Origin of the sequence: Burkholderia sp. Bp8991, assembly GCF_003853795.1 — a bacterium.
Lineage (GTDB): Bacteria > Pseudomonadota > Gammaproteobacteria > Burkholderiales > Burkholderiaceae > Burkholderia.
The window spans coordinates 23,072-40,476 of the sequence record NZ_QTQJ01000038.1; the positions used below are offsets into that span (position 1 = coordinate 23,072).

At 68.1% G+C, this 17,405-nt stretch carries 19 protein-coding genes; 4 read left to right on the forward strand and 15 right to left on the reverse strand.

From position 1 onward, the window contains the following. Positions 1 to 16: 16 nt before the first annotated feature. The 5 genes from DIE02_RS30400 to DIE02_RS30420 all read right to left on the reverse strand — a co-directional run bounded on the left by DIE02_RS30400 (position 17) and on the right by DIE02_RS30420 (position 4,613). Complete coding sequence (locus DIE02_RS30400) at positions 17 to 937, reverse strand: LysR substrate-binding domain-containing protein (protein WP_185702668.1); 921 nt, start codon at positions 935 to 937, stop codon at positions 17 to 19. Then, complete coding sequence (locus tag DIE02_RS30405) at positions 934 to 1,146, reverse strand: hypothetical protein (RefSeq protein WP_124530117.1); 213 nt, start codon at positions 1,144 to 1,146, stop codon at positions 934 to 936. Before DIE02_RS30405 ends, DIE02_RS30400 begins: the two co-directional genes overlap by 4 nt. A gap of 30 nt (positions 1,147 to 1,176) precedes the next feature. Further along, entirely contained in the window at positions 1,177 to 1,770 is a 594-nt protein-coding gene (locus DIE02_RS30410; RefSeq protein ID WP_124486129.1) for a hypothetical protein, read from the reverse strand. Positions 1,771 to 2,009: 239 nt separating this feature from the next. Then, a complete protein-coding gene (locus tag DIE02_RS30415) occupies positions 2,010 to 3,398 on the reverse strand; it encodes an NCS2 family permease (RefSeq protein ID WP_124486130.1) in 1,389 nt (462 codons plus the stop codon). A gap of 537 nt (positions 3,399 to 3,935) precedes the next feature. After that, positions 3,936 to 4,613, reverse strand: coding sequence for a TetR family transcriptional regulator (locus DIE02_RS30420; protein ID WP_124530118.1), 678 nt, complete (start codon positions 4,611 to 4,613; stop codon positions 3,936 to 3,938). Positions 4,614 to 4,661: 48 nt separating this feature from the next. Between DIE02_RS30420 and DIE02_RS30425 the strand changes: the two genes are divergently transcribed. After that, positions 4,662 to 5,327 (forward strand): O-methyltransferase, encoded by a 666-nt coding sequence (locus DIE02_RS30425; RefSeq protein ID WP_124486132.1) that lies wholly within the window; start codon positions 4,662 to 4,664, stop codon positions 5,325 to 5,327. A 124-nt stretch (positions 5,328 to 5,451) separates the two neighbouring features. On the opposite strand, the gene DIE02_RS30430 is transcribed toward DIE02_RS30425, so the two are convergent. From DIE02_RS30430 to DIE02_RS30450, 5 genes are all read right to left on the reverse strand, one after another. Further along, positions 5,452 to 6,567, reverse strand: coding sequence for an alkene reductase (locus DIE02_RS30430; RefSeq protein ID WP_124530119.1), 1,116 nt, complete (start codon positions 6,565 to 6,567; stop codon positions 5,452 to 5,454). A gap of 64 nt (positions 6,568 to 6,631) precedes the next feature. Beyond that, positions 6,632 to 7,438 carry a 2,5-didehydrogluconate reductase DkgB gene (gene dkgB, locus DIE02_RS30435; RefSeq protein ID WP_044845844.1) on the reverse strand — a complete coding sequence of 269 codons (807 nt, stop codon included), beginning with the start codon at positions 7,436 to 7,438 and terminating at the stop codon, positions 6,632 to 6,634. Positions 7,439 to 7,587: 149 nt separating this feature from the next. After that, a complete protein-coding gene (locus DIE02_RS30440) occupies positions 7,588 to 8,556 on the reverse strand; it encodes an LLM class oxidoreductase (RefSeq protein WP_124530120.1) in 969 nt (322 codons plus the stop codon). Between the two features lie 16 nt (positions 8,557 to 8,572). After that, positions 8,573 to 8,896, reverse strand: a complete 324-nt coding sequence (locus tag DIE02_RS30445; protein ID WP_124486136.1) for a MoaF-related domain-containing protein — start codon at positions 8,894 to 8,896, stop codon at positions 8,573 to 8,575. Between the two features lie 29 nt (positions 8,897 to 8,925). Further along, the gene (locus tag DIE02_RS30450; protein ID WP_124530121.1) at positions 8,926 to 10,062 is read right to left on the reverse strand and encodes an MFS transporter; all 1,137 of its coding nucleotides are present in this window, start codon (positions 10,060 to 10,062) and stop codon (positions 8,926 to 8,928) included. Positions 10,063 to 10,163: 101 nt separating this feature from the next. On the opposite strand from DIE02_RS30450, the gene DIE02_RS30455 reads away from it, so the two are divergent. Next, a complete protein-coding gene (locus DIE02_RS30455; protein WP_124530122.1) occupies positions 10,164 to 11,108 on the forward strand; it encodes a LysR family transcriptional regulator in 945 nt (314 codons plus the stop codon). A 175-nt stretch (positions 11,109 to 11,283) separates the two neighbouring features. Here the strand turns inward: DIE02_RS30455 and zwf are convergent, their stop codons facing one another. Continuing rightward, positions 11,284 to 12,759, reverse strand: coding sequence for a glucose-6-phosphate dehydrogenase (gene zwf / locus DIE02_RS30460; protein WP_124530123.1), 1,476 nt, complete (start codon positions 12,757 to 12,759; stop codon positions 11,284 to 11,286). 203 nt (positions 12,760 to 12,962) lie between these two features. Here zwf and DIE02_RS30465 point away from each other — a divergent pair, with 203 nt between their 5' ends. Together DIE02_RS30465 and DIE02_RS30470 are read left to right on the forward strand one after the other, a co-directional pair. Next, entirely contained in the window at positions 12,963 to 13,541 is a 579-nt protein-coding gene (locus DIE02_RS30465) for a TetR/AcrR family transcriptional regulator (RefSeq protein WP_124486140.1), read from the forward strand. Between the two features lie 186 nt (positions 13,542 to 13,727). Continuing rightward, on the forward strand, positions 13,728 to 14,603 hold the full coding sequence (locus DIE02_RS30470) for an SDR family NAD(P)-dependent oxidoreductase (RefSeq protein ID WP_124486141.1): 876 nt from the start codon (positions 13,728 to 13,730) through the stop codon (positions 14,601 to 14,603). A gap of 53 nt (positions 14,604 to 14,656) precedes the next feature. Here the strand turns inward: DIE02_RS30470 and DIE02_RS35695 are convergent, their stop codons facing one another. The 4 genes from DIE02_RS35695 to DIE02_RS30490 form a co-directional block, all read right to left on the reverse strand. Further along, the gene (locus DIE02_RS35695) at positions 14,657 to 14,839 is read right to left on the reverse strand and encodes a hypothetical protein (protein WP_185702669.1); all 183 of its coding nucleotides are present in this window, start codon (positions 14,837 to 14,839) and stop codon (positions 14,657 to 14,659) included. A 43-nt stretch (positions 14,840 to 14,882) separates the two neighbouring features. Beyond that, positions 14,883 to 15,461, reverse strand: coding sequence for a peroxidase-related enzyme (locus tag DIE02_RS30480; RefSeq protein ID WP_044845836.1), 579 nt, complete (start codon positions 15,459 to 15,461; stop codon positions 14,883 to 14,885). 85 nt (positions 15,462 to 15,546) lie between these two features. Beyond that, the gene (locus tag DIE02_RS30485; protein ID WP_124486143.1) at positions 15,547 to 16,530 is read right to left on the reverse strand and encodes an MDR family oxidoreductase; all 984 of its coding nucleotides are present in this window, start codon (positions 16,528 to 16,530) and stop codon (positions 15,547 to 15,549) included. 45 nt (positions 16,531 to 16,575) lie between these two features. Then, positions 16,576 to 17,214, reverse strand: a complete 639-nt coding sequence (locus DIE02_RS30490) for a TetR/AcrR family transcriptional regulator (protein WP_124530125.1) — start codon at positions 17,212 to 17,214, stop codon at positions 16,576 to 16,578. Positions 17,215 to 17,405: the final 191 nt, after the last annotated feature.

A 17,405-nucleotide genomic window follows, 5' to 3' on the forward strand; every position in this document is an offset into this window, starting at 1 on the left:
CAGAGGAAGGAACGATTCAACCTAGCGTTTCGTTGACCGCGCGCCGCAGGCAGGTGACGAATTGCGATACCGCCGGCGTCGGCAGCAGGTCGCGGCGCGCGATGATCGACAGGTCGAAGCGCGGCATGCTTTCGTCGAGATCGGCCGTGCGGATCCCGAGCGGCGCCACCATCGCGGCCAGCGGGCGCGTGAAGCAGCCGATCACGTCGGAGCGGGCGACGAGCCCGAGCGTCACCGCGAACGACATCGGCGAGCGCAGCAGGCGCTTCGGCAGCGGCAGCCCGCGCGCCTCGAACATCCCGACCATCACGCTGTGCGGAAACTGCTCGGCGCCGACCGTGACGATCCATTCCGCGTCGAGCAATTCCTCTAATCGGCGCGCGTGCGCGAGCGGGTGGCCTTCGCGCATCACGACGGTGAACTCGGTCGACAGCAGCGGGACCTGCGTGAAATCGCGGTCGAGCGCGGGCACATGGTGCATCGCAGCGATGTCGAGCGTGCCGTTGCGCAGCTGCGCGAGCGCGTCGGGCACCGTCACTTCCTCCAGATGCAGGTTCACGTTCGGCATCGACCGGCGGAAGGCGGTGACCGCGTGCGGCAGCGCGGTCAGCGCGATCGACGGCATCGTGCCGACCGCGACGCGCCCCGACATTTCCCCTTTCACCTGCTCGACGGCCTCGACGGTGCGGCGCATGTCGCCGAGCAGCTGCTCGGCGCGCGGCAGCAGCGCGTGGCCGCACGCGGTCAGCTCGACGCCGCGCACGCTGCGCACGAGCAGTTCCGCGTTCAGCGCCGTTTCGAGTTCGCGGATCGTGTGCGTGATCGCGGGCTGGGTGACGCCGAGCTCGCGCGCGGCGGCGCGCAGGCTCTTGTGATGCGCGGCGGAGACGAAGGCCTGGAGCTGCGCGATGTTCAGGTGGTTGCGGATGCGGGTCATCGATCGGTTCGGATCTGGCGGCGGGCCGGGGCGCCGGCGCGAAGATCGATAGGGTAGCGCGAGGTGACGGCGGCCGCGGGGCGGAACAAAAATCGCGCGGCGGTGCGCGGCGCCGTTTCGTTGTGTGCGGCGGTAAACCGATCAGGATTGCAGATGATGTTGCGTGCGTGTTCGAGATGCCGTCGATGTATGCCGCGATACGACATCATCGCGTTTCCGTTCGACGGCGTCCCGGCGTGTCAGGCGAGCGCCAGTTCGACGGCCGCGAGCGTGCGGCGGCGGATCCAGCCGCTCCCGAGCCGGATCGCGAGCCAGTACGGCAGGAACAGCAGGCGCGTGCGCGCGCTCGGACAGTGCACGAAGGTTTCGGTGCGCAGCAGCCGCGCGCCTGACGACAGCCCGACGACCTCGAAGCGCAACACCAGCTTCGCGTCATCCGGATCGTCGTGCCGCACGAACGCCGCGGCGTCATCGATCGTGCGCACGTCGGGCGTCGGACGCCAGAAGCGTCCGACGAGCCCGAGCGACAGCGACGTGTCGTCGCGATGCAGCAGCGTGAACGAATCGAAGCCGAAGCGCTCGCGGGCGGCGCCGGCCGGACGCTGGCCCAGCGCGCGGGCGATGGCCGCCGGCGCTTCGCGCACGGCAAGCAGCGCGTCGATGACGGGATCGGCGCGCATGTCGAGCGTGGCCACCGCATCGATGATGCGCGACGGCGGCGCGTCGATCGGCCGCGATTCATGAACTTCGACGAAACCGAACGACGGGATGAACGGTGGCTTGCGCGCCGCGGTCCGCGTGTCTGATTCGGAGACGATGCCGAACGGATTCATGAGCGTTCCGGAGGATAAAACGCGATCGTAGCACCGCGTGCGGATTCGAGATGCGCGGCACGCTGCCGCGGTTTCCCGTGTCGGTCGAACGGCCCGGTGGCACCCCCGCCGCACCGACGAAAAAAAGCCCGGAAACGTACGTTCCCGAGCCTGGAGACCATCAACGACGATGGTGGAGGAGACGATGCCGTCCCGATGCGCGCCGCCCTTCGGCAGGCGACGTCGCGCATGATCCGCGGTCAGATCGCCCAGCCACCGAGATAGAACGTGACGAGCACGGCCGCGATGAGCACGGTGCCGACGTTGAGCTTGCGGAATTCGCCGCTGGCGACGCGGCCGATCACGAGCGTCGAGAAGCCGAGCATGATGCCCGTCACGATGTTCGCGGTCAGCACGATGAACACCGCGCACACGAGGCCCGACATCGCGTCGACCATGTCGTCCATGTGCAGCTTGCTCACGCTGCCGAGCATCAGCAGGCCGACGTACATCAGCGCGGGGGCCGTGGCGTACGACGGCACGAGGCCCGCGAGCGGCGAGAAGAACATCACGACCAGGAACAGCACGCCGACCACCGCGGCCGCGAGGCCCGTCTTCGCACCGGCCGCCACGCCGACGCTCGACTCGATGTAGGCCGCCGCCGGCGCGCCGCCGAGGAAGCCGGAGAAGATCGAGCTGACCGAATCGGCGGTCAGCGCGCGGCCGCCGTTGATGATGCGGCCGTTCTCGTCGAGCTGGCCGGCCTGGCCCGCGACCGCGCGGATCGTGCCGGTCGCGTCGAACACGGCGGTCATCACGAGCGCCAGCACGCTCGGCAGCACGGCCATCGACAATGCGCCCTTGATGTCCATCGCGCCGATCAGCGACGCGTGGCCCGGTGCGCTCAGCGACGGCAGCGCGAAGATGCCGCGGTACTTCACGGCCGGATCGAACGCGAGGCCGATCAGCGAGATCGCGACCACGACGAGCAGGATGCCGCCCGGCACGCGACGCTTCTCGAGCCCGAAGATCGCGGCGAGGCCGACGACCGACATGATGACCGGGAACGCGGTGATCTGGCCGAGCGAGACCGGCAGGCCGGCGCCCGGATTCTTGATCACGAGGCCGACGTCGTTCGACGCGATCAGCAGCAGGAACAGGCCGATGCCGATCCCGGTGCCGTGCGCGACGCCCGCGGGCAGGTTGCGCAGGATCCACGAACGCACGCCGGTGACCGAGATGCCCGTGAACACGAGACCCATCAGGAACACGGCGCCGAGCGCGACGGCCGGCGGCAGGCCCTTGCCGAGCACGAGCCCGAACGCGGTGAACGCCGTCAGCGAAATCGCGCAGCCGATCGCGATCGGCAGCTTCGCCCACAGGCCCATCAGCAGCGAACCGAACGCGGTGGTGAGGCAGACCGCGACGAATACCGCGCTCGTGTCGAAGCCGGCCTTGCCGAACATGCCGGGCACGACGAACACGGAGTAGACCATCGCGAGGAAAGTGGTCACGCCCGCGACGATTTCGCGACGCTGCGTGCTGCCGCGCGACGAAATGCCGAAGTACCGGTCGATGACTCCCTTGGTGCCGAAGTCCGTTTCTTCCGCGCCGACGCCGACCGTCGGCTGCACCGGGGTATCACTCATGAGCTTGCTCCTTTATCAGCATGCTGAAACGGCCCGTGGCGGACCGTCGTCAGGGTGTCTCGAATCTGGTTGGAATGTTCGGCGGCGTCGTGGGGACGCATCACGCGTGAGTCGTGTCGTCGTACGCGCGTCGAAGGGGCGCGTGTGCCGCGTCGTGCGACGCGTGGTGCGGTCGACCCCGTCACGTGTGCTTTGCCGTAGCGAAGGTTAGGCGAACGGCCCATCACGTCCCATTGGGGGAAGAGCATGCAGCGCATGTCGCAGCGCTTATATCGGCGTGCAACGGGGCTTCGTCGTCGCGGAACGCGTGTATACGCCTAGTTCGAATCCGTTAAGGCGACTATTTGAATGCGGGGTCGGCGGGCAGGGCGGGAGCGGGTGATGCATCGAGTCTTACGAAGGACTTTCGGAGAGGCTGCGCGGGCGCGCGGAAACAGCCGCGCCGGATGTGAAAACGCGGCCGTGCGCAACCCGCATCCGGATGATGCCGGTGCCGCGCGCGGGCCGCGCCCGCGCTCGTCCTGGCCTGCCACTGCATCAGACACGCGCGAGATGCGCGAGGTACGTGCAGAACATGTCGGCCATCGCGGTCGCATATGCGTCGATTTCCGCAGGCGTGCGCGCGGTTTCGGAGAATGCCTTGCCGCCCGTCGTGAGCGTCGTCATGATCAATTCGCACGCGAGCGCATGCGTGGCGTCGGGCACGTCGGGCAGCGCTTCGCGCATGAACGCGCTGAAGATCCGGTTGCACGCGGCCTTCACTTCCTGCGCCTCGGGGGCGTCGCGATAGAGCGGCGCGGCATCGTCGAGTGCGATGCGCATGGGCGCTTCGTCGCATTCCGAACGGATGAACGCGTGGACGGCGGTGCGCAGGCGCTCGGGCGGCGTCTGCCGCGGGTCCTGCAGAATCGCGCAGAGCATCCCGGACGTCTGCCGCCACTCGTCGTGCTGGAGCTGGAACAGCACGGCCGCCTTGTTCGGGAAGTACTGGTACAGCGAGCCGACGCTCACGCCGGCGCGCTCGGCGACGCGCGCCATCGTGAAGCGCTGCGCGCCTTCGGTCGCCAGAACCTGAATAGCGGCCTGCAGCACGGCGTCGACGAGCTGGGTCGAGCGGGCCTGCCGAGGCAGTCTGCGCGAGGCGATCGGGGTGTTGCGGCGGTCGGTCATGACGGGTCTGCCAATGCGAATAGTAAAACCTGAATAGTTCGTCATATTCTAGTCGGGCGCCCTGACGCACTCAACCTGACACCGGAGATTCGCATGACCACCCTGATTCACGACCCGCTGGCGGCGCTGCTCGCGCGCCTGTTCGACGAAGCCGAGGCATCGTCGCCCGCGTCGAGCCCGGACTTCGCCGACCTGTCGCACGACGAGCACGCGCGGCTGATGCGCAGCAAGACCGGTTACGCCGATTTCTATGCACGCCTGAAGGACTATCCGCTCGCGGTGTCGCGCGAGACGGGCACGCTGCTGTACATGCTCGCGCGCGGCTGCGGTGCGCGCTCGATCGTCGAATTCGGCACGTCGTTCGGCATCTCGACGCTGCACCTCGCGGCCGCGCTGCGCGACAACGGCGGCGGCCGGGTGATCACGAGTGAGTTCGAAGCGTCGAAGGTCGAACGGGCGCGCGCGAATCTGACGGCGGCCGGGCTGGCCGATCTGGTGGAAATCCGCGTGGGCGATGCGCTGCGCACGCTGGCGGCCGATCTGCCGGAGACCGTCGATCTCGTGTTGCTCGACGGCGCGAAGGCGCTGTATCCGGAGATCCTCGCGCGAGTCGAGCCGCGGCTGCGGCCCGGCGCGTTCGTCGTCGCCGACAACGCGGAATACAGCCCCGACTACCTGGCCTACGTGCGTGCGCCGGAGAACGGCTACCTGTCGGTGCCGTTCGGCGGCGATGTCGAGCTGTCGATGCGGATCGGCTGAGCGGCGAGACGTTGCAAGCATGCTGGCCGCGCGGCGCGCGCCGCCTGGGCCGCCGTGAACGGCAGGATCGCGGCGAGCGCGAGCCGGGCGAGCGTTGCTTTCATGCAGGATTCCTTCGGATCGTTTACGCCGCGGCTTGCGCGAGCGTCGGATAGTCGGTCAGGCCCTGTGCGCCGCCGCCGAACAGCGTATTGCGGTCGTGCGGCGTGAGCGCGGCGCCGGTGCGCAGGCGCTCGGGCAGGTCGGGGTTCGCGACGAACGGGCGGCCGAAGGCGACGAGGTCGGCCCAGCCGGCGGCGATCGCTTCGCGGGCGCGCTCTGCGGTATATGCGCCGGCGTAGATCAGCACGCCCGGGTACGCGGCACGCAGCTGCTGCTTGAATTCGACCGGCATCAGCGGCGCATCGTCCCAGTCGGCTTCCGCGATGTGCAGGTAGCCGACGCCGAGTTCGCCGAGCAGCTTCGCGGCGGCGAGGTAGGTCGTTTCCGGATCGTCGTCGACGCAGCCGTTCAGCGTGGTCAACGGCGCGAGGCGGATGCCGACGCGCGATGCGTCGCCGGTGCCTTCGATCAGCGCCTGCGTGACTTCGCGCAGGAAGCGCAGCCGGTTTTCGAGCGAGCCGCCGTACGCGTCGGTACGCGTGTTCGCGTTCGAGTCGATGAACTGGTTCACGAGATAGCCGTTCGCGCCATGCAGCTCGACGCCGTCGAAGCCTGCCTCGATCGCGTTGCGCGCGGCGGCGCGGTACTGATCGACGATCTCGCGGATTTCGTCGACGGACAGCGCGCGCGGCTCGGAGGCCTGCACGAAGCCCGGCGTGCTGCCGTCTTCACCGGCGATGAACACGTTCACGCCCTTCGCCTGGAGCGGCGACGACGACACGGGTTGCCGGCCGCCGAGCAGGCTCGTGTGGCTCAGCCGGCCGACGTGCCACAGCTGCGCGAAGATGCGACCGTGCGCGGCGTGGACGGCGTCCGTCACCTTGCGCCAGCCGGCGACCTGCGATGGCGTGTGGATGCCGGGCGTCCATGCGTAGCCCTTGCCGAGCGGCGCGATGTAGGTGCCTTCGCTGACGATCAGGCCCGCACTCGCGCGCTGCGCGTAATACGCGGCCATCAGTTCGTTGGCTTCGTCGCCGGGCTGGCTCGCGCGCGAGCGCGTCATCGGCGGCATCACGATGCGGTTCGGCAGCGTCAGCGCGCCGAATTGCAGCGGTTGGAACAGCGGGTCCTGGGTCATGATGGATTCCTGTCGGTGCCGCGGCCGGCTGGCCGCGGACGGGTCGATTGAGGGTGCGGCGCGCTTAGTCCCACGTCGGCGCGAGGCCGGCCGGATCGACTTCGCGGCCGTTGCGCTCGAGCGCGGCGATCTGCGCCATGTCTTCGTCGGTGAGGCGCAGCGTCTGCGCGAGCAGGTTGCTCGCGAGGTTCTCGCGCTTGGTCGACGACGGGATCACCGAGTAGCCGAGCTGCAGTGCCCAGGCCAGCGCGACTTGCGCCGGCGTCGCGTCGTGACGCTGCGCGATCGCGCCGATCACCGGGTCGCCGAGCACCTTGCCGTACGCGAGCGTCATGTACGACGTCACGTGGATGCCTTCGGCGTTCAGGAACTCGACCAGCTTGCGGTTCTGCAGGTACGGGCTCAGTTCGATCTGGTTCGTCGCGATCGCATCCTTGCCGACCACCGCGATCGCTTGCTTCGTCAGTTCGATGTTGAAGTTCGAGATGCCGATCTGGCGCGTGAGGCCCTTCGCCTTGGCTTCGGCGAGCGCAGTCATGAATGCCTCGAGCGACACGCCGTTGTCCGGGGCCGGCCAGTGGATCAGCGTCAGGTCGACATAGTCGGTGCGCAGCTTGCGCAGGCTTTCCTCGAGGCTCGCCACCAGCTTTTCCGGTGCATAGTTGTCGACCCAGATCTTCGTCGTGAGGAACAGGTCTTCGCGGCGCACGCCCGACGCGGCGATCGCTTCGCCGACTTCGGCTTCGTTGCCGTAGATCTGCGCGGTGTCGATCGCGCGATAGCCGACTTCGAGGCCGTTACGGACCGAGTCGATCACAACCTGGCCTTGCAGGCGGAACGTACCGAGGCCGAATGCGGGAATGTTGCTCATCTTGTGCTCCTGGGATAGGTGGACCGATTGCGGTATGGAAGTCATTCTGGCGCTTGATACTGATGAGATAAACGCCTTTAGAGGTCAAAAATATTTGATTTAAAGTCAAATATCGGTCGTGGGTCGAGCCGGCTGCCGGCGTGCCTTCGTCAGGCCGTGGCCGTGTGCGCGCTCGTGTCGGCAGCGTCGTTCGCATTCGCATGGAATGCCGGCAGCACGTCCGACGCGATCTCGGCCATCGTCTCGTCGAGCGGACGGCGGTTGCGGCGGAAATGCAGGCCGATGTGCTGCACGCCCGCGTCGCGCATCGCCGCGAGTTCCTCCGTCAGCGCGATGCGCCCGGCGCGCGCGCCGAAGCGGTGCCGCTGCAGCGGCTCGTGCGGATCGTCCGCGAGGTCGAGGTGGATGAAGCTCACGTACGGCTTGTTGCCGGCCACCGCGCGCCAGTTCGCGACCCGTTTCAGGTGATCGTCCGGCGTGCCCGGATACGCGAGGCAGCCGTCCATGTGTTCGCCGATCCAGGCGGGCGTCTGCTGCGCGAGACCCGCGACGAGCAGCGGCACCGGCGAGCGCGCGGCCGGCAGCACGTCGAGGCCCGGCGGCAGGTGAGCGCGCGCGCCGTCGCGCAGCAGCGCGATCTGGTCGCGGAAATTCGCGCCGCGCGATGCGAAGTCGCGGCCGAACAGCGGATATTCGACCGGCCGGTCGCCGCTCGCGACGCCGAGCAGCAGGCGTGAGCGGCTCAGTTCCTGGATCGTCGCGGCCGATTTCAGCGTCAGCAGCGGTTCGCGCAGCGGCAGCACGACGGCCGCCGTGCCGAGCAGGATGTCGCGCGTGATGCCGGCGAGGTAGCCGAGATACGAGAAGGTCTCGAACACCTGCGCGGCGTCGCCGAACGACGGGTCGTACACCGGCACGTCGCGCACCCAGAGCGCGCGGAAGCCGAGCGTGTCGGCCAGTTGCGCGAGTTCCGCGTGAATTTCCAGGTCGGGCACGCCGGGGCGGCGGCCGTCGTGCTGGCGCTTCGCGTCGCCGGCCGGCGACCAGTCGTTGTCGAGCGGCAGTTCGATGCCGATGCTGAAGCCGCCGGCGGTGAGCTTGTCGAGTGAGGTGGACATGATCGGGCGTCTCCGTTCAGATCGCGCGCAGGCTGCCTTCGAGCCGGTAGAAATCGAGCGACGCCGCGGTGAAGAACGAGCGCGACGTGCCGGCCGCGAAGTCGTCGATGTGCACCACGGTGGCGCGGTCGGCTTCCTGCCACGAGATCGCATAGGTCTCGCCGGCGACGTGCTGCCACGTGCAGGCGACTTCGCCCTTCGCGCCGGCGTATGCGCCTTCGGTGATTTCGTAGCGCATGCGGAGGCCGTCTTCGTCATAGGCGTTGAGCGCGGTGAGGCCCTCGTAACGGACTTCGAACGTCTTGCCGGCGAACGGCGGGCGTTGGGTCGATGCGTTCATGCTGAATAGCTCCTGCAAAAGGTTGACGTTCAATGGGCGAGTTCGACGGGTTCGGCCGTGCGTTCGGGCAGGCCCTGGCCGCGGTCGAGACGGCCGCTCAGCGCGGTCAGCGCGAATGCGCCGAGCGACGAGCCGCCCGCGACGCCGAGGTTGAACGCGGCGATGTTGAAGCCCGATGCGACGTCGGTGGCGTCCGGCGCGAAGTGGCGCGCCTGCTTGACGACGTACACCTGCAGGCCCGGCACGTTGCCGAACGCGACCGCGCCCCACGCGAGCATCGTCAGCACCGCGAGCCACTTCACGTGCACCGTGAAGGTCAGCGCGAGCAGCACGATCGCGAGCAGCAGGAAGATCCGCTTGAGCGCCTTGACCGGGCCGACGCTGTCGGCGAGCTTGCCGCCCCACACGTTGCCGACCGCGACCGACACGCCGTAGCCGACGAGCACGAGGCTGACCTGCGACGGCGTGAAGCCGGCGATCTGTTCGAGCAGCGGTGCCATGTAGGTGAACGCGATCAGCGAGCCGCCGTAGCCGACCGCCGTCATCGCGTAGACGAGCAGCAGGCGCGGCTGGGCGAGCACGCGGAACTGGCGGGCGAGCGGCGCCGGCGGCGTTTGCGGAAGACCGCGCGGCACGAACGCCACCGCGCCGAGGAACGCGACGAGGCCGAACAGCGCGACGATCAGGAACGTCGCGCGCCAGCCGAAGTGCTGGCCGATGAAGGTGCCGAGCGGAATGCCGGCGACGAACGCGACGGTCATCCCGCTGAACATCGTCGCGATCGCGCTGGCTGCCTTGTCCTTCGGCACGAGCGTGGTCGCGATGATCGAGCCGACCGAGAAGAACACGCCGTGCGCGAGGCCGGTGAGCACGCGCGCGACGATCAGCGATTCGTAGCCCGGCGCCTGCCAGGCGACGAGGTTGCCGACGGTGAAGAGCGCCATCAGCGCGGCGAGCAGCATCTTGCGCGGCACGCGGCCGGTGAGCGCGGTGAGGAGCGGCGCGCCGATCGCGACGCTCAGCGCGTAGAGGCTGACGAGCAGGCCGGCCGACGGCAGGCTGACGCCGAGATCGGCGCCGATCGTCGGGATCAGCCCGACGATCACGAATTCGGTCGTGCCGATGGCAAAGGCGCTGATGGTCAGCGCAAGCAGGGCGAGTGGCATGGCGGGATCCTGGTTCCAGTGAGGATGGAGCGCAGTGTGCCGCCTTTACTTTTGCGGAAAAACTGGTCTATAAACCAAATTGTTTTGATTTCAGATCAACAATGAAGATCACCCTCGACGAACTCCAGGCCTTTGCCGCCGTGGTCGACACCGGTTCGATCACCGCCGCCGCCCAGCAGCTCGACCTCACCGTGTCGGCCACGAGCCGCACGCTCGCGCGGCTCGAGGAGAAGCTGAAGACCACGCTGCTGCGCCGGACCACGCGCCGGCTCGAACTGACCGAAGAGGGGCGCGCGTTCCTGCAGGACGCGCGCGCGATCATCGAATCGGTCGAGAACGCCGAGGAGCAGATGCTCGCGCGGCGCGAAATGCCGTCGGGGCGGCTGCGCGTCGATGCCGCGACGCCGTTCATGCTGCACGTGATCGTGCCGCTCGTGCGCGGCTACCGCGAACGCTTCCCGAAGGTCGACCTGGAGCTGAACAGCAACGAAGGGATCATCGACCTGCTCGAGCGGCGCACCGACGTCGCGATCCGGATCGGCCGGCTCAAGGATTCGACCCTGCACAGCCGGCGGATCGGCAACAGCCGGCTGCGCATCCTCGCGAGCCCAGCCTATATCGAAGCGCACGGCCAGCCGCGCAAGGTCGAGGATCTCGGCAAGCACACGCTGCTCGGCTTCACGCAGCCCGAATCGCTGAACGTGTGGCCGATCCTCGGCGCGGACGGCGAGCCGAGCCGCATCGAGCCCGGTATCTGGTCGTCGAGCGGCGAGACGCTGCGGCAGCTCGCGCTGGAGGGCGCGGGCGTCGTGTGCCTGTCGGATTTCATGACCGCGCAGGATCGCGAGGCCGGGCGGCTCGTGCAGGTGCTCGCGCGGCAGACGCTCGACGTCGAGCAGCCGATCAACGCGGTGTATTACCGGAATACCGCGATTTCGTCGCGGATCGCGTCGTTCGTCGATTACATGATCGAGGTGCTGGGCGGCGGGAGCGGCGGCAGCGATGCGCCGGCGCGGCGCAAGGCGGCGTGGATGGGGACGGTGTAGCCGGGGACGGCTGCGTCGTCGCCGCCGGGTGCCGTTCCCGCGCAGGACGGCTCGGCGGACTTCCTCCGGCCGAAGCGAACGGCGGGGCGGCGGACGGTGCGCGGCGGGCGCGCCGATATGATCCGGCACGCCGACGGCGCTCGCGCCGCCGACATGCCGTCCCGTGCGGCGCTTCTTACGCCTCTTCGGACCACGACATGTTGTCGCGCGCCAGCAGCGCCGACGATGCCGCCGGCCCGAACGTGCCTGCGGTGTACAGGCGCGGACGGTCGCCGAGCTGCTTCCAGCCGTTGAGGATCGGCTCGACCCACGACCAGGCGGCCTCGAGTTCGTCGCGGCGCATGAAGTGCGTGAGGCGCCCGCGGATCACGTCGATCAGCAGCCGTTCGTACGCTTCCGCGCGCCGTTCCGGAATCGCCTGCTGCAGGTCGAGGTTCAGGCTCACGGGCACCATCTTCATCCCGCTGCCCGGCTCCTTCGCGAGCATCTGCAGCTGGATCGACTCTTCCGGCTGCAGCTGGATCACGAGGCGGTTGCTGTAGTGACGTGGGCCGGTCGGGATGATCGAGAACGGCATGTCGGCGAACTCGATCACGATTTCCGACTGGCGGCGCTGCAGCCGCTTGCCGGTGCGCAGGAAGAACGGCACGTTCGCCCAGCGCCAGTTGTTGATGTGCGCACGCAGCGCGACGAAGGTTTCCGCGTGGCTGTCCGCCGGCACGTTCTCCTCGTCGAGATAGCCCTTGACCGGCTGGCCGTCGACCGCGCCGGCCGTGTACTGGCCGCGCACCGTGTCGCGTGCGACGTCCGACAGCGCCATCGGCCGCAGCGAGCGCAGCACCTTCAGCTTCTCGTCGCGCACCGCGTCCGGGTCGAGCGACACCGGCGGCTCCATCGCGACGATGCACAGCAGCTGCAGCAGGTGGTTCTGCACCATGTCGCGCAGCGCGCCAGTGTGATCGTAGAAGCCCGCGCGGCTGCCGACGCCGACCGTCTCCGCCACCGTGATCTGCACGCTGCGGATGCTCGGCGCCTGCCACAGCGGCCCGAAGATCGGGTTGCCGAAGCGCAGCACCATCAGGTTCTGCACGGTTTCCTTGCCGAGGTAATGGTCGATCCGGTAGATCTGCGATTCCGCGAAATGCTTGCCGACCGCATCGTTGATCGCCTTCGCCGACGCGAGATCGTGGCCGAGCGGCTTTTCGAGGACGACGCGCGAGCGCGCGTCGACGAGGTGCGCGGCCGACAGGTTGTCGCAGATCGTCGTGAACAGCTCGGGCGACGTCGACAGGTAGAACACGCGGATCGCGTCGCTGCGCGCCGCTTCGGCGAGGCGCGCGTAGTCTTCCGGCGCGCTCACGTCGATCAGCACGTACTGGAACAGGTCGAGGAAACGGCTCCACGCGTCGGCGTCGAAGGCCTTGTCGTCGATGAACGGGCGCGATTGCTCGTCCATGAACTTGCGGTAGCCGTCGATGCCCCAGTCGCGGCGGCCGACCGCGATGATGCGCGTCTCCGGCGGCAGGTTGCAGTGCAGGTGCGCCATGTACAGCGCGGGCAACAGCTTGCGGGCGGCCAGGTCGCCGCCGCCGCCGAAGATGATCATGTCGACGGGTTGGTCGGCTTCGGTCTGGTTGGGCTTATTCGTCATGAGTGGTTCGCGGTCTGAAGCGGTGTGAGCGTGGAACGAACGGCGAGCGCCGGGCGCCGGTGGGTTGGCGCGCCAGTACGTGAAAACACTAATAGTGCACGCTTTTGATCGATTGCGGATCGGTTCCCGCGTATGTAACAGGGCTTGCATGACCAGCGTTGGCGTGATTATGATTGAGTGCTCACTCATTAAAGGAATCGAACGTGGCCCGACCGCGCAGTCCCGACAAGCACGACGCCATCCTCGCCGCTGCCGCCCGCGCGCTCGCGGAGGACGGCGCGGGCGCGACCACCGCGCGCATCGCGCGGCTCGCCGGCGTGGCGGAAGGCACGGTGTTCACCTATTTCGAGACCAAGGATGCGCTGCTGAACGCGCTGTACCTGAGCCTGAAGGCCGGCCTGCGCGACGCGATGATGACCGGGTTTCCGGAGCACGCGCCGGCCGAACAGGCGATGCGGCATGCGTGGAACGGCTATGTGTCGTGGGGCGTCGCGAACCCGGACGGGCGGCGCGCGCTGCAGCAGCTCGGCGTGAGCGGCCGTATCGACGACACGCATCGCGCGGCCGGTACCGAAGGCTTCGGCGCGATCAGCGCGTTGCTGCGTGCGCAAGTCGCCGCGGCGGGCGGGCTGAAGACCGACGACGCGCACGCGTTCTGCGCGGCGCTGTTCACGTCGATCGCGGAAACGGCGATGGAGTCGATCGCGCGCGACCCGGCGTTGGCCGATGCGTACCGCGAGGCCGGGTTTCGCGCACTGTGGGCCGTGTTGCACGCGGTGTAAGCGGCGATCGGCGTGACGGAAAGCTGAAGACGGGTGATCGGCGGCGCCTTGGGTTCGGGCGTTGCCGCACCGACGGAAGGCGGTTTCAGGCAGGGCGAGGCGCGGCGAAAACAACCGTTTCATCGTCCATATTAATGAGTGAGTAATCATTCATTTTTTGATTTCAACTTTGTCGAGGAGTGGAAAATGTCGAAAGTCTGGCTGGTAACGGGGGCCGCACGCGGCCTGGGGCGCTCGATCGCGGAAGCGGTGCTGGCGGCGGGCGATCGTCTGGTGGCCGGCGCGCGCGATCCCGCGCGGCTCGCGGATCTGGAAGCACGGTACGGCGACCGGCTGCTGCCGATGGAACTCGACGTGACCGATGCGGCGGCGGCGGAGCATGCGGTGGCGGCGGCCCGCGACGCGTTCGGCCGCATCGACGTGCTGGTGAACAACGCGGGCTACGGTCATACGGCACCGTTCGAGCAGATGGGCGCCGACGACTTCCGCGACCAGATCGAAACGAACCTGTTCGGCGTGGTCAACCTGACGCGCGCGGTGCTGCCGACGATGCGCGCGCAGCGCGCGGGCCACATCTTCCAGGTTTCGTCGGTCGGCGGGCGCACGGCGACGGTTGGCCTGTCCGCGTATCAGGCCGCGAAGTGGGCGGTCGGCGGGTTCAGCGACGTGCTGTCGAAGGAAGTCGCGCCGTTCGGCGTGCGCGTCTGCACGCTGGAGCCGGGCGGGATGCGCACCGAATGGGCCTCGGAGGCGAAGCGTGCGGTCGACGGCCTGCTGCCCGACTATCAGCCGTCAGTCGGGAAAATGCTCGAATTGCTCGGCGCGTACGGCGGTCACGAGGTCGGCGATCCCGCGCGGATCGCGGCGCTGATCGTCGAGCTGTCGCGTCGCGACGACGTGCCGATGCGCTTGCTGCTCGGCGGCGATGCGCTGTTCGTGTGCGAGCAGGCGGAAGCGCAGCGCGCAGAGGAGGCGGCGCGGTGGCGCGATACGACGCTGTCGACGATGTTCCCGGACGCGAAGCTGCCCGATGGGCTGCAGGCGTTGAAGCAGGTCGGGTAAGCCCGGGAGCCGGGGCGGCGCGGGTTTGCGCGAGCGTCGCGCCGCGTCGCCGATCACCGATTGCCGATTGCCGATTGCCGATTGCAGATGCAGATGCAGATGCAGATGCAGATGCCGACGCCGACGCCGACGCCGACACCGACGCCGACGCCGACGCCGACGCCGACGCCGACGCCGACGCCGACGCCGACGCCGACGCCAATTGCGCGCGGCGACCCGAGGAAGACCGGGCGCATGCACGCCCCGGTCTTCGACGGCGATCGCCGTTGCCGGCGGTCCTCAGCGCCCCAGCGCGTAGAACTCCGCGTTCGGCCGCATGTTCGTCACGTTCGCGATGCGGTTCGACATCCCGAAGAACGCCGAAATCGCCGCGATGTCCCACGCGTCCTCTTCGGTGAAGCCATGCGACTTCAGCGTGTCGAAGTCCGCTTCGCCCACCTGGTGCGCGGTCTGCGAAACCTTCATCGCGAAGTCGAGCATCGCCTTCTGTCGAGCGGTGATGTCGGCCTTGCGGTAGTTGGTCGCGACCTGGTCGGCGATCAGCGGATCCTTCGCGCGGATGCGCAGGATCGCGCCGTGCGCGATCACGCAGTACTGGCACTGGTTCACGCTGCTGGTGGCCACGACGATCATTTCGCGTTCGGCCTTGGTGAGGTTGCCCGGCTTGTCCATCAGCGCGTCGTGATACGCGATGAACGCGCGAAACTCGTCCGGGCGATGCGCGAGCGTGAGGAACACGTTCGGGATGAAGCCCGACTTTTCCTGGACGGCCGCGATGCGTTCGCGAATGTCGTCGGGCAGGTCTTCGAGCGCGGGCACCGGAAAGCGGCTGACGGGCGCGTGGTCTGCAGCGGTCATGCGGTCTCCTGGATAAAGCGGCACGGGCGAACGCGATGCGCGCGCCGCCGGCCGGGTATGAAACGATGCGTCGCCGTCGCCGGCGTCATGCGTTGACGTCCACGACGATGCGGCCGCGCACCTTGCCGCCGATCAGGTCCTCGGCGAGCGGGATGACATTTGCGAGGCCGACCTGATGGCTGATGGTGCCCAGTTTCTCGACGTCGAGATCGGACGCGAGCCTGCGCCATGCCTCCAGACGCTCGGCGCGCGGGCACATCACGCTGTCGATGCCGACGAGCGTCACGCCGCGCAGGATGAACGGCGCGACGGTCGCGGGGAAGTCCATGCCGGCGGCCAGGCCGCAGGCCGTCACCACGCCACGGTAGCGCGTGGTCGCGCACACGTTGGCGAGCACATGGCTGCCGGCGACGTCGACCGCGCCGGCCCAGCGTTCCTTGCCGAGCGGCTTGCCGGGTGCGCCGAACTGCGAACGGTCGAGGATCTCAACCGCGCCGAGCTGGCGCAGATAGTCGGCATCGGCCGGGCGGCCGGTCACGGCGACGACGCGATACCCGAGCCGCGCGAGGAGGGCGGTGGCGACGCTGCCGACGCCGCCGGCCGCGCCGGTCACCACGATCTCGCCATCGTCCGGGCGCACGCCATGCCGTTCCAGCGCCATCACGCACAGCATCGCGGTGTAGCCGGCCGTGCCGATGGCCATCGCCTGTTGCGGCGAAAACGCGGACGGCAGCGGCACCAGCCAGTCGCCGTCGACGCGTGCCTTCTGCGCGAGGCCGCCCCAATGCGTTTCGCCGACGCCCCAGCCGTTCAGCACGACGCGGTCGCCTGCCCGGTAGTCCGGGTGCGTGCTGTGTTCGACCTCGCCGACGAGGTCGATGCCCGGCACCATCGGAAATTTGCGGACCACCGGGCTCTTGCCGGTGATCGCGAGCCCGTCCTTGTAGTTCAACGTCGAATAGCCGACCCGGATCGTCACGTTGCCCGCAGGCAGCTGCGCGTCGTCCAGCGTCTGCAGCCGCGCGTGCTGGCCGGTCTCGTCCTTGTCGATCACGATGCCCTGGAACATCCGTCCTCCTTTCTAGACCGATCGTCTAGTTAATGGCAAAAAAACTCAGCGGCGAGGCAATCCATCGAAGAAAAACTGTGCGAACAGTGCGAGCGGCACGTCGCTGCGTTCGAGTTTCGCGCGCAGCACGGCGCCTTCCCAGCCGATCCAGAAGAACGCGGCCAGCTCGGCGGGATCGGCCGAGGCCGCCAGTTCGCCGGCTTGCTGTGCCGCGACCAGGCAGTCGGCCAGACGGCGCTGCCAATCCTCGAACGTCTCACGCAGGCGCGCGCGGAAACGCTCGGGCAGCGCGCCCATTTCCTGGCCGAGGTTGCCGATCAGGCAGCCTCGGCTGTATTCGTAGCGGGCCATGCCGTCGCGCGCATCGTCGACGAACGCGCGCACGCGCGCCAGCGGCGTTGCTTCAGTCTCGCTGAAATGACGGTCCAGCTTGCGCGCGAAGAACTCGGCGTAGCGATCGATCAGCTCGAGGCCGAACGCCTCCTTGCTGTCGAAGTAGTGATAGAACGAGCCCTTCGGCACGCCGGCGCGCCCGAGGATCTCGTCGAGCCCGGTGGCGGAAAAGCCCTTTTCGGTGAGCACCTCCAGCCCGGTGCGCAACAGCATGTCACGTGTCGCGACGAGGTCTTCGTGCTGCTTCGGTGGCCTGCCGCGGCGGCGCGGCGGATCGGTTCGAACGTCCATGGGCGAATAATAGACCGTTCGTCTCAAAAATCAATAGCGGGCGTGTCGATCGCGCCGGGCGAACGCGTGCCGACGACCTTTGCCCGCGTTAACCCTGATTAATAAAGCTTATCGCGGTGAAAAATTCCGCATCTTATTGAACCGATATCGGCTCGCTATAGTGGCTCGCTTTCCCGCACGCACCGTTTGCG